We start from the raw sequence: 12,357 nt of genomic DNA on the forward strand, positions 1-12,357 counted from the left end.
CAATAGGATCAATGCCATTAAATATGCCAGAATCTGTGCTGATTAAATTTAAGGGAGAATTATTACCAGGAATCACTCTTAGAGATTTAGTAAATGCAATCCCTCTCTTCGCAATTAAAAAAGGACTCTTAACTGTTGAGAAAGCAAATAAGAAAAATATATTCAACGGGAAAATTATGGAAATTGAAGGATTACCAAACCTAAAACTTGAACAGGCTTTTGAACTTACTGATGCTACTGCAGAACGCTCATGCGCTGGTAGCTCAATACTTTTATCCCAAGAAACTGTTCAAGAATATTTAAAAAGCAATATTTGCCTGCTAGAAAAAATGATCGAGGGTAATTATGAAGATTCAAAATCAATTTCAAGAAGAATAAATGATATGAAAAATTGGTTAAAAAAACCATCATTAATTCAACCAGATTCAAACGCTCAGTATGAAGAAATCATTGAAATTGATTTAGCAAAAGTAACACAACCAATAGTTGCTTGCCCTAATGACCCAGATAATGTAAAAGAAATCACTGATGTTGCAAATACAAATATTGACGAAGTTTTTATAGGTTCTTGCATGACAAATATTGGTCATTACAGAGCAGCTGCAAAAGTTCTTGAAGGAGTACAAAATTTAAAAGCTAAATTATGGATTTGTCCACCAACAAAGATGGATGAAGAAACTCTAAAAGCTGAAGGCTACTATAAAATATTTGAAGATTGTGGTGCAAGATTAGAGTTGCCAGGCTGTTCTTTATGTATGGGAAATCAAGCTAGAGTTGATGAAGGTTCTGTAGTATTTTCTACCAGTACAAGAAATTTTGACAATAGACTTGGCAAGAATGCGCAAGTATTTTTAGGGAGTGCAGAATTGGCAGCAGTTTGTGCACTGCTTGGAAAAATACCTGAGATAGAAGAATATCAGGATATTACTAAAAATAAAATTAATCCATATTCAGATGAACTTTATCGCTATCTTCAATTTGATGAAATACACGATTTCAGCTTGACAAAATAATCATGGATCATGCCAAACTTTATAAAAGATAATATTCAAAAAACAAGTAATAATTCTTCTCGTAGCATCAAAAAATTATTAAAACAAAGATCTCTAGTCGTTGCATTTTCGCTCTTATTAACGGGTCTAGGGGCTTCAATTACAAGCATATCTTTTAAAACTGGCATCTATTTTATTAATAATTGGAGATTAGCATTATTAGACCATTTCCCATCTATTGCGGTCTTACCTATTTTTGGAGCTCTAGGAGGAGCTATTGCAGGATATTTGATCAAAAATGTAGCACCTGCCGCAAAAGGTTCAGGTGTGAGTCAAATCATGGGTTTCTTAAGACATAAAAAAGTTCCAATGAATTTCAAAGTAGGATTAGTAAAGCTCATATCAGGAATTATTGCGATTGGTAGTGGATTCCCTTTGGGTCCAGAAGGTCCATCAGTTCAAATGGGGGGATCCGTAGCTTGGCAAATGGCCAAGTGGCTCAAAGCGCCTACAGCTTTCAGGAGAGTAATAGTAGCAGCTGGTGGTGGTGCCGGAATAGCTGCAGTATTTAGCGCTCCATTGGGAGGGTTTATCTATGCAATAGAGGAGTTATTAAACTCTGCTAGACCAGTTATTTTATTACTAGTAGTAATTACAACTTTTATTGCAGATTCATCTGCTGATATTATTCAAGCCTTGGGTTTAGATCCTAAAGCAGGAGGCTTTGATTTTAACCTCGGATTTTTGATTCAAAAAGAATATGACCCATCAGTTTTTTTCTTACCTGTAGATTTTATTTACTTAGTTTTACTAGGAATAATTATTGGGATATTTGCAGAATTGTACAGCAGATATGTTTTGTTAATGCAAAATCTTGGGAAAAAGTGGTATAAAAATAAATTTATTACAAAAATGAGTATCTGTGGACTTATTTTAGGAAGTATCTACTCTTTTTTACCCAGTACATTTCATAATTTAGATGAATTACAGAAAATAATAGCTGAACAAAATACAAGTATTGGAATTGCTTTATTAGCAGTTTTAGTACTATTTATCACGACAGGTTTAGCTGCAGCATCGGGAGCTCCTGGAGGATTATTCTATCCAATGCTTACTTTAGGAGGATCAATCGGACTAATAATGGGGAGCTGGGTAGAAATTGCTACAGGACATGCACCAAGTACATACATTTTTGCGGGAATGGGAGCTTTCGTAGCAGGATGTTCGCGAACGCCAATAACAGCAATGTTTTTAGCTTTTGCTTTAACAAAAAATTTATTAATAATGAAACCTGTTTTAATCAGCTGCATTGCCAGTTTCTTGATAGCAAGAGCTTTTAATGAAAAATCAATTTATGAAAGACAAATACAAATAGAATTAGAAGACTAAGAAACTATCTTCAATCAAAAACAGCAGTTTTGCTGTTATAGACAAATACTTGATGATTTAGATGTAATCTAACTGCTCTTGCTAAAGCTATTCTTTCAATATCTCTTCCTTTTCTAATCAAATCATCAACTTCATCCCTATGACTTACATTAACTGTACATTGCTCTATTATCGGGCCTTCATCAAGATCTTCAGTAACATAGTGAGCAGTAGCACCGATTAATTTAACACCTCTCTTCCATGCTCTATGATATGGTTGCCCGCCCTTAAATGCAGGTAAGAAAGAATGATGAATATTTATTATTGAAGAAAACTTTTTTAAAAAAGAGTCACTCAAAATTTGCATATATTTGGCTAATACAACAAGATCAATTTCAGATTCTTTTAGTAAATTTAAAAATTGATCTTCAACAATAGTTTTATCAGTTTTAAAGGTATCAATATGGACAAATTTTGCATTAAAGTCATTTGCAATATTTTCAAGATGAGAGTGATTTGAAATTATTAAAGGAACTTTCATTTTGAGTTCTCCATTTCTTACTCGCCAAAGTAAATCAATCAAACAATGATTTTGTTTACTCACGAAAATAGCAACATTTGGGATTTCATCAGAATAATTTACGTTAAATTGTCCATTTACTTCATCTGCAATTTTTTTAAATTCTTTATAAATTTCATCCCTATTAAAAGATTCATTGTTACTATTCCATTCAATTCGACTAAGAAATAAACCTGCATCTTGATCTGTATGATGATCAGAATGTTTTATGTTGCCGCCGTAATTTGCAATCCAACTTGTAAGTAAACTTACAAGGCCAGGACGATCGGGACAAACAATTTTGAATATAATTGAAGGATGTTCCAAAAAAATCTTTAATTATAAAGTCAAATAAACAAGTATATCTAATATATCAATGAAAAGCTTAAAAGAAAATTTTCAACAAGCAAACATAGTTATTATTGGATCAGGGATTATTGGAAAATTTAACGCCTTAGAATTATCAGAATTAGGTTTTCAGGTAACGATAATAGATCCAACTCAACTCCAAAATAGTAGCAATGCAGCTTTAGGCTTACTTATGGGTAATATGTATCAAAAAAGAAGTGGTAGAAGCTGGGATCTCAGGAAACAAAGCATTGAATTATGGCCACAATGGATTACATTCCTACAAAAATTTAATTATAAATTAAATATCGAAAAGCCATTAATACAACTAACTACTGATGAAGAAAGATTTAAAAAATTAGAGAAATTTGTTTATGAAAATAATGATCAAAACTTGCGAATTTTAGAAAGAGACTCAATATTTATCAAAAATATAAATAAAGCCTTCCAAACAAAAAATATAAAAGGAATGATCTCGTTCGAAGATGGAAGAATAAATCCTTTTTCTTTACTTCAAACAATAGATAAATATCTAAAAAATGAAAGAGTAAATTATTTGCGAAAAGAAATAATAAAAATAAGAAAATCAAACAATCAATGGATTTCTACAACAAGGAATAATGAAAACATCAAATCTGACATGGTTATTTTATGTAATTCACTAAAAGCAATTGATTTAATAGATAGCCTATCTCACAACATCAAATTAAAACCTGTTTTAGGTCAAGCTATGGAAATTGAGATAAATGATGCAGAAGTTGATTTATTATCACTGCCAAAACAATTCAATATAAATGGTAAAAATATAATTCCAAAATCAAAAAATAAGCTAATTATTGGATCAACTGATGAATATAGTACTAAACCAGAAAAAAATACATTCGGAAAACTCACCAATTTTCTCGATAAAAGACCAAATTGGCTGATGAAAGGAGAAATTTCTAAAAAATGGTACGGGATAAGGTCAAGACCAGATGGTGAGCCTTCACCAATAATGAAAAATCTTGAAAATGGACTAATTATATGTACAGGTTTTTATAAAAATGGAATTTTACTAGCACCGGCATGTTCTAAATGGGTTGCAAATGAAATTAAAAATTACCTTTACTAATCTTTTGTTTCAGTAAAGTCTGCATCAATTACATCATCTCCACCTTTTTCGTTTGAATCGCTCTGATCAGGGCCGCCTGCAGCGCCAGATGATGTTGGCTGATTACCTGGTTGCTGATAAACAGATGAACCAACTGCATAAAGTTCTTGCTGAAGTTCTTCAAGGAGTTTTTTCATTGATTCATAATCTTCGTTTGAAGTTGCTTCTTTTAAAGCATTACTTTTTTCTTCAACTTTAGACTTTGCTGCAGCATCAATTTTGTCTCCTAGCTCACCAAGTTGCTTTTCTGTCTGATACACGAGTGTTTCAGCTTGATTTTTTAAATCGATTTTTTCTCTTTTTTCTTTATCTGCAGATGCATTTGATTCGGCATCCTTTACCATTTTTTCTACTTCATTATCAGATAGAGTTGAAGCACCGGTGATAGAAATACTTTGTTCTTTACCGCTTCCTTTATCTTTAGCAGTAACACTAAGAATACCATTTGCATCAATATCAAATGTAACTTCGATTTGCGGTACTCCTCTTGGTGCTGAAGGTATACCATCCAATCTGAAAGTTCCTAAACTTTTGTTATCAGAAGCCATTTCTCTTTCACCCTGTAAAACGTGTATTTCAACATTTGTTTGGCCGTCTACAGCAGTTGAATATGTTTCAGATTTCTTGGTAGGTACTGTAGTATTTCGATTTATCATTTTTGTCATCACTCCCCCTAACGTCTCTACACCTAAAGAAAGTGGGGTAACGTCAAGCAACAATATATCTTTAACCTCTCCTGCTAAAACTCCTCCCTGAATTGCAGCTCCAACAGCTACTACCTCATCGGGATTAACAGTTTGATTTGGTTCTTTACCAATTATTTTTTTAACTAAATCTAAGACAGCAGGTATTCTAGATGAGCCTCCGACCATAACAACTTCATCAATTTCACTAGTAGAAATTTTTGCATCACTTATAGCTCTCTCAACTGGAGTTTTACACCTATCAATTAAAGAAGCTGCTAATTCCTCGAACTTTGCTCTAGTAAGGTTCAAATCCAAATGTTTTGGTCCTTCAGGCGTTGCTGTAATGAAAGGTAAATTTATTTCACTTTGCGTAGCATTTGAAAGCTCTATTTTTGCTTTTTCTGCAGCTTCAGTCAATCTTTGCAAGGCTTGCTTATCTTGTCTGAGATCAATTCCCTCATTAGATTTAAAAGTATTGGCTAAGTGATCTACGATGCATCTATCAAAATCATCACCACCTAAATGTGTATCTCCTGATGTAGATAGAACTTCAGTTACTCCATCACCAGCTTCAATAACTGAGACGTCAAATGTTCCTCCCCCTAGATCAAAAACAAGAATTTTTTCATTTTCTTTATCCAAACCATATGCTAAAGCCGCAGCAGTTGGTTCATTAACGATTCTTAGAACTTCTAAACCTGCAATCTTTCCAGCATCTTTTGTAGCTTGTCTTTGGGAATCATTAAAATAAGCTGGAACTGTAATTACTGCCTTTGTAACTTTATCTCCAAGATATTTACCTGCATCATCTGCTAACTTTCTTAAGACTTGCGAACTCACCTCTTCAGGAGAAAACTGTTTATCCAAAATAGGACATTTTAATTTGACACTAGAACCAGATTTTTCAACAGAATAACTAACTTCTTTAGATTCTTCATTAACTTCGTCAACTCTTCTACCAACAAAACGTTTTGCAGAATAAAAAGTATTTTCTGGATTCATTACAGCTTGTCTTTTTGCTATTTGTCCAACAAGCTGATCTTGATTTTTTGTATATGCAACAACTGATGGAGTAGTTCTGAAACCCTCAGCATTTGCTATTACAGTAGGCTTACCACCTTCCATTACAGCGACACAACTATTAGTTGTTCCTAAATCAATTCCTACTACCTTACCCATGGGTAAATTCTTTGTATTTGTTATTCTCCATAATCGGTCATTGACGTCATTATTGTTACTCAAAGACGGGGTGTGGTTCCCGAACAGACTATTACTTTTAAGGATAAAATTTTAAACATGATTTCAAGTAAGACATCTTTCATCGCATTAATTGGCAATCCAGTAAGCCATTCTTTGTCTCCAATTATGCAAAATGCTGCCCTTCAATATTTAGGCTTAGATTTAATCTATATTGCTGTACCCTGTAAAGATGAAGATCTGGAATTAGTTCTTAATTCTTTTAAAAAGATTAATTGCAAAGGTTTAAACATTACAATTCCACACAAAGAAAAAGTATTTAACCTTTGTAGTGAAATCTCCCCTATTGCTAACAAACTTAAAGCAATTAATACCCTGAAATTAAATTCTGAAAAAAAATGGAGCGCAACTAATACCGATGTAGAGGGATTTATTTATCCATTAAAAAATTTAAACTTAGCAAAGAAAAAATCAATAGTTCTTGGCTCCGGAGGTGCAGCAAGATCTGTTATTCAAGGTTTAATAAATTTAAATCTTTCAACAATTTCAGTAATATCACGTAACAAATCATCACTAAATGAATTAACAAAAAACTTTGAAAATCAAATTCAACTACAGGGTTTATTAAATAATGATGATCAAGCCCAAATTTTAATTCGGGAAGCAGATTTGATTGTAAATACAACACCCGCAGGGATGAAAACAACTAAATATGAAAATAATACAATGCCATATGGTGAAGCATTTTGGAGATCTCTTAACTCGCAAACAATTGTTTACGATTTAATATACAACCCTGCCCCAACTACTTTATTGAAATTTAGCGCCAAAAAAGGATGCATGACTATAGATGGTTTGGAAATGCTTGTTGCCCAAGGAATAAAATCATTATCATTTTGGACAGATGGTTTAGAAGTACCTTTTCATGTAATGAATGACGCACTAAAAAAATATCTTTAAAAAATGATCCTTCTTTTCAAGAAATTGCCTATCGTAATGTATCGTAAGTAATGAACAGACGCTCATCACAACAATTTATGAGCCAAAGACCTTGTCTGAAACTATGAATGATCAACAATCTTATTACGAAACCATGTATATCCTCCGCCCAGACATTGCGGAAGATGAAGTAACTAATCACATCGATAAATACAACAAGCTTTTAGAAGAATTTGGCGGTACTATTCTTGATAGTCAAATGAGAGGTAAAAGAAGATTAGCCTATCAAATAGCAAAACATAGAGAAGGAATTTACGTCCAACTTAGTCATCAAGGTGATGGGCAACATATCTTTAAAATTGAAAAAGCAATGAGACTAAGTGAAGATGTTATTAGATATATGACTGTCAAACAAGAAGGTCCTTTGCCAACTCCAAGGCCTTCGAACAAGAGCACATCTCAATCAGAGAATAAAGATAATCCAGAGGCGAAAGTTGAATCTAAAGAAAAAAAACCAGTAGCAAGCGCAGATACTTCAACTCCAGGCAAAGATGATGCTAAGACTAAAGAAAATGAAGAATCTTAAATGTTAATCTTTTGTTTTTGAATTTAACTCAGCCCATATTTTATTAGACATACCCCACATATAAATAAAACCCTTTGCTAAAGAATGATTAAATACATCATCTTTGCTGTAAGTTGCCAAATCCTCCCTGTAAAGTGAATTATTTTCCGACATTCTCCCAATGACTATTGCGTTCCCCTTATGTAGCCTAATCTTTACTCTCCCATTAACTGAAGTTTGAGTGGATGCTATAAATGCATCTAAACTTTCTTTGAGAGGTCCAAACCAAAAACCTTGATAAACTAATTGACCCCATTTTTTTTCCACTATGCCTTTAAAATCAACAACATCAGGGTTTAATGTTATGCTCTCTAATTCTTTGTGAGCTTTGATTAAAAGTAAGAGGCCAGGTGTTTCGTAAATCTCTCTACTTTTAATTCCTACTACTCGATCCTCAATCATATCTATTCTTCCAAAACCGTGATTACCGGCAAGATCATTAGCTTTTTGAATGATCTCCACTGGAGTAAAAAATTCATCATTAATTCCAACTGGAAACCCATTTTTAAAAACAATTTCTATATCTTGATGGGAATCAGGTGAATTATCAACTGATGATGTCATTGAAAATATATCCTCAGGTGCTTCTTGCATTGGGTCTTCTAATATACCTGCTTCAATACTCCTACCAAGTAAGTTAACGTCTATTGAATATGGTGATTTTTTTGATACTGGTGCAGGTATACCAAATTTTTCTCCATACACTATTGCCTCTTCTCTACTCATATTCCACTCTCTTGCAGGAGTAATTATTTTTAAATCAGGACCTAAAGCGTTAATTGCCAAATCGAACCGCACTTGATCATTCCCTTTACCGGTGCATCCATGAGCTACTGCATCGGCATTAATCTCTCTAGCAATATTTACGAGATTTTCAGCAATTAAAGGCCTAGCAAGAGCTGTAGATAAAGGATATTTATCTAAATATAATGCGTTTGCTCTGATGGCAGGAAAAGCGTATCTCTCAACAAAACTATTAACTAAATTACCAACGATTGATTGAGATGCACCAGAGTTTAAAGCTTTTTGTCTAATAAGTTCTAAATCCTCGCCTTGTCCAAGATCTGCTACAAAAGTAACTACTTCTGAAATTCCATATTCATTCTTTAAATATGGAATACAAACGCTCGTATCTACGCCACCAGAATAAGCTAGTACAACTTTTTTTACTTGCTGCATCTAAATTTGCTCCATAAATTTAAATTTTTTGACGTAATTAAAAATTTGAATATTTATTAAAGACTAATACCATTGTAACTAAAAGAGCGGGACCAAAAACTAGTAATAAGAGAAGAAAATTATTAATTATTAAAACATTGGGATTCAAATATCCAATCAGTTTTAATAATCCAGACAGCAACAATGAAATTAGCCAGATAAAAAAATATTTTAAATTTCCTTTATCAAACAAAGTTTTTAAGTATGCATCATTATGTATTATCTTATATATAGAGCAAAACTTTTAATGGATTCAAATAAATTAAAACTTAGATTGGACGACATTTCTGAAGTCAACCCAGCTTTAACTTGCTACCACAGAGATGATCCAGCTCCAGTTTTGCCATTAAGAGATGAACCTGATCTGCTATCTTGGCTAGAAAATACAGGAAGACTTGTAGCAGAAAAAGAGGGAGATTCACAAGAAATTAGCACTATAGAAGAAGAAGAGCTTTCAGCGCTTATGGGAGAAAAAGAAGATTATAAAATTGAAGACGATCCTTCAGAAGATGATTGGGAAGATTAAAAAGATTAATTTTAAATGGTTATTAATATTAAATACTTTTGCTTTAGTAGCAACCTCTTATCTTTTTAATAATTTTACTTTTTTAGGAGTTTTCATATTATTTTTTTTTGTATCTTTATTCGCAACCAAGAATGGTTTAAAAATAATCAGAAAATTAAATTTACTTCAAAATATAAGAACAGAAGGTCCTTCTAATCACTACAAAAAAAGTGATACTCCAACAATGGGTGGAATTTTTTTGATAATCCCTTTTTTAATTTTTCTTCTGATAATAACTATAAATTTCAGTTCCCTAAAATTATTGCTTTTATTGATGACTATTTTTGGTTTCTTTATTACAGGTTTTTTAGATGATTATTTAAGTATTAGAAACAAAAAAAATACAGGGTTAAAAACAAAAGAGAAATTTATCTTACAAAGTGTCATCTCAATAATTTTTATTTTGTCAGCCTATGAAAAAAATTTAATCAGTCCATTAATTGCCGTTTCTGACTCCTGGGGAATAAATATGAATATTTTCATATTGCCAATTTCTTTTTTAGTACTTGTGGGCTTAAGTAATTCAGTAAATTTGACTGATGGACTGGATGGATTAGCAGCTGGATGTAGTGGGATTGTATTTTATGGATTAGGAACAGAAATATTAATGAAAGAGCAGCAGGAACTTTTTGTTTTTAGTATCTTATGTTTTTCGATGTCCGGCATATGCTTTGGATTTCTCAAGTATAATAGTTATCCTGCAAAAATATTTATGGGTGATACGGGATCTCTAAGTATTGGAGCAATTTTAGGTTCTATAGCATTATTAACCAATAGCGTTTTTACGCTATCTATTTTCTCAGGAATATTTATTATTGAATCATTATCAGTAATAATGCAAGTAGGATTTTTTAAAGTTACAAAAAAATTATTTCATAAAGGTAAACGTATATTTTTAATGGCTCCACTCCATCACCATTTTGAACTTAAAGGAGTTAAAGAACAAAAAATAGTTGAAAATTTTTGGAAAATCAACATTTTACTTGTAATTTTAGGTATAGTTTTAAAAATCAACCTTTAAAAAATTTGTTATGAATTTTTTTACATGGAAAGATAGTGGATTAACGAGTGACTGCTCAAGTCTCGATGCAATGGCATCAAGATTTGAAGAGACTGCTAGCTTAATGAAAAAACTATCCAAAAAGGGCTTCAAATTAAAGAAAACTCAAAATAATCAACTAATTCTTCACCCTGATCCTAAGGTATTTGATCAATGGGGTTTTATAAGTGAGGAGGTTCCTTTTAAACAACTTTGTTTAATGTCAGATGAAGAATAACTAGTTGATCTTAAAAATTCTTCATTAAGTACTGATAGATAATTACGTACATGCGTACTCCAACTAAAGTGCCTATTAACCCCCTCAATTCCGTTTCTGCTCCATAATTTCCACTGATTATTATTTGAAATTCCTTTTTCAAGAGTAATTTTCAACTCATTAATATCAGTAACGTCTACTAGAAGTCCATTTTCACATTTTGAACGAATTTCTTTTGGCCCTCCATCATTTGTTGATATTATTGGTAATCCACATGAAGAAGCTTCAAGAAGAGTTAAACCAAAAGGCTCTGTTAAAGCTGGATTAACAAATACACCACCTCTACTAGCAGCCCACCTATATAAAGCAGGAATTTGACCTGGAAGATGTTTTTTTGGATAAGCTACCTTTCCATACAAATTATATTTATCGATTGTTTCAAAAATTTTATTGAAAACATCTTTTTGTTGAGTGTCAAGTTTTGAAGTACTATCTCTACAACCCAAAATCAAAATTAAATTAGTTTTTCTTTTTAATTTTTCAGATCTTCCATATGCCTCAATCAAAGATGGAATATTTTTTCTTCGTACAGCTCTAGAAATAGTCAAAAATGCAGGTTTAGTAGAATCCTTTAGAAAAGGTTTCATCATGTTATCAATTTCGGCTGTTTCGCTTGTGGAGTGAATATGGTGAAATTTATTATGATCAACACCAGGAGGAATAACTTTAGCTTTGTCAGATGAAAAAGAAGAATATTGAGAATATTGATAAACCGACTCTTGTTTGGTGCTTGTAACTACGATATCTGCAAACTTCAATGCTTTTTCTTCTGCCTCAATTCTTTTGCTTATAAAATAAAGTTTTTCTATTTGATTAGTTTTTAAACCAGTATCAAGCAATTTCCTTTTTTTCTCTCTTCCTAAAGAGTGACCTGTAAAAATAAGTGGAACACTTAAGAATTTACTTAATTTAACCCCTACATATCCAGCATCTGCATAATGAGCATGAATGAAATTAGGCTTTTTGTTTTTTTTATAGTATGAAATTAGTCTTTCAGTTAGGTGATCTAAATAAGGCCAAAGCAATTCCTTTCTTAAATATTTATTAGGTCCAAATTTGAATCTTAAAATTCTAACTCCAGGTTCTACAAATTCTTCTTCTTGAGAATATTGATCATCTACTTTAGGGTCTTTTATTAAACGAGTAACTAAATCTACTTGATCTACCTCTGAAGTATTAGCCAAGCTTTTAATTAACTCTAAAACATATTGTGTTTGCCCTCCTGTATCTGCATCCCTGCCTAACTCAAGATTTTTAGAACGTATAAGACCATGTAAATGTAAATGTAAAAATTTCAACCTCATTCAGCAAATCCTCCGATCAACGGCCTTTAATACAAATAAGCTGAATTTTCAAAGGAAATATTAAGAAAGCATTATGATTTGAGATTTTTT

12 protein-coding genes are annotated in these 12,357 nt (G+C 32.2%); 8 read left to right on the plus strand and 4 right to left on the minus strand.

Features of this window, described 5'->3' with window-relative positions; translation table 11 throughout:
• Both AMO19_RS03320 and AMO19_RS03325 read left to right on the plus strand, forming a co-directional pair.
• Positions 1-1,013: aconitase family protein (locus tag AMO19_RS03320; RefSeq protein ID WP_257008947.1), on the plus strand; the 1,013-nt coding region annotated here is incomplete at its 5' end.
• A gap of 9 nt (positions 1,014-1,022) precedes the next feature.
• A complete protein-coding gene (locus AMO19_RS03325) occupies positions 1,023-2,381 on the plus strand; it encodes a ClC family H(+)/Cl(-) exchange transporter (RefSeq protein ID WP_075507335.1) in 1,359 nt (452 codons plus the stop codon).
• Between the two features lie 10 nt (positions 2,382-2,391).
• Here AMO19_RS03325 and purU read toward each other — a convergent pair whose 3' ends face one another.
• The gene (purU, locus tag AMO19_RS03330; RefSeq protein WP_075507336.1) at positions 2,392-3,246 is read right to left on the minus strand and encodes a formyltetrahydrofolate deformylase; all 855 of its coding nucleotides are present in this window, start codon (positions 3,244-3,246) and stop codon (positions 2,392-2,394) included.
• Positions 3,247-3,295: 49 nt separating this feature from the next.
• On the opposite strand from purU, the gene AMO19_RS03335 reads away from it, so the two are divergent.
• Positions 3,296-4,378, plus strand: coding sequence for an NAD(P)/FAD-dependent oxidoreductase (locus tag AMO19_RS03335; RefSeq protein ID WP_075507337.1), 1,083 nt, complete (start codon positions 3,296-3,298; stop codon positions 4,376-4,378).
• Here the strand turns inward: AMO19_RS03335 and dnaK are convergent.
• The gene (gene dnaK, locus AMO19_RS03340) at positions 4,375-6,282 is read right to left on the minus strand and encodes a molecular chaperone DnaK (RefSeq protein ID WP_075507338.1); all 1,908 of its coding nucleotides are present in this window, start codon (positions 6,280-6,282) and stop codon (positions 4,375-4,377) included. The two genes, AMO19_RS03335 and dnaK, sit on opposite strands and share 4 nt — an antisense overlap.
• 117 nt (positions 6,283-6,399) lie before the next feature.
• Between dnaK and AMO19_RS03345 the strand changes: the two genes are divergently transcribed.
• Together AMO19_RS03345 and rpsF are read left to right on the plus strand one after the other, a co-directional pair.
• A complete protein-coding gene (locus AMO19_RS03345; protein WP_075507339.1) occupies positions 6,400-7,260 on the plus strand; it encodes a shikimate dehydrogenase in 861 nt (286 codons plus the stop codon).
• A 103-nt stretch (positions 7,261-7,363) separates the two neighbouring features.
• Positions 7,364-7,825, plus strand: coding sequence for a 30S ribosomal protein S6 (gene rpsF, locus AMO19_RS03350; RefSeq protein WP_075507340.1), 462 nt, complete (start codon positions 7,364-7,366; stop codon positions 7,823-7,825).
• Between the two features lie 3 nt (positions 7,826-7,828).
• Here the strand turns inward: rpsF and AMO19_RS03355 are convergent, their stop codons facing one another.
• Positions 7,829-9,043 carry an argininosuccinate synthase gene (locus tag AMO19_RS03355; RefSeq protein ID WP_075507341.1) on the minus strand — a complete coding sequence of 405 codons (1,215 nt, stop codon included), beginning with the start codon at positions 9,041-9,043 and terminating at the stop codon, positions 7,829-7,831.
• Between the two features lie 286 nt (positions 9,044-9,329).
• Here AMO19_RS03355 and AMO19_RS03365 point away from each other — a divergent pair, with 286 nt between their 5' ends.
• From AMO19_RS03365 to AMO19_RS03375, 3 genes are read left to right on the plus strand one after another with little or no spacing between them, the layout of a single operon-like run.
• Positions 9,330-9,608, plus strand: coding sequence for a DUF3134 family protein (locus AMO19_RS03365; protein ID WP_075507346.1), 279 nt, complete (start codon positions 9,330-9,332; stop codon positions 9,606-9,608).
• Positions 9,592-10,668, plus strand: coding sequence for a phospho-N-acetylmuramoyl-pentapeptide-transferase (gene mraY / locus AMO19_RS03370; protein WP_075507343.1), 1,077 nt, complete (start codon positions 9,592-9,594; stop codon positions 10,666-10,668). The genes AMO19_RS03365 and mraY overlap by 17 nt, the downstream gene beginning before the upstream one ends.
• A 10-nt stretch (positions 10,669-10,678) precedes the next feature.
• Positions 10,679-10,924 carry a hypothetical protein gene (locus tag AMO19_RS03375; RefSeq protein ID WP_075507344.1) on the plus strand — a complete coding sequence of 82 codons (246 nt, stop codon included), beginning with the start codon at positions 10,679-10,681 and terminating at the stop codon, positions 10,922-10,924.
• On the opposite strand, the gene AMO19_RS03380 is transcribed toward AMO19_RS03375, so the two are convergent.
• On the minus strand, positions 10,858-12,267 hold the full coding sequence (locus AMO19_RS03380) for a glycosyltransferase (RefSeq protein WP_075507345.1): 1,410 nt from the start codon (positions 12,265-12,267) through the stop codon (positions 10,858-10,860). The two genes, AMO19_RS03375 and AMO19_RS03380, sit on opposite strands and share 67 nt — an antisense overlap.
• Between the last annotated feature and the right edge of the window lie 90 nt (positions 12,268-12,357).

This window comes from Prochlorococcus marinus, assembly GCF_001180245.1.
GTDB classification, from domain to species: Bacteria; Cyanobacteriota; Cyanobacteriia; order PCC-6307; family Cyanobiaceae; genus Prochlorococcus_A; species Prochlorococcus_A marinus_F.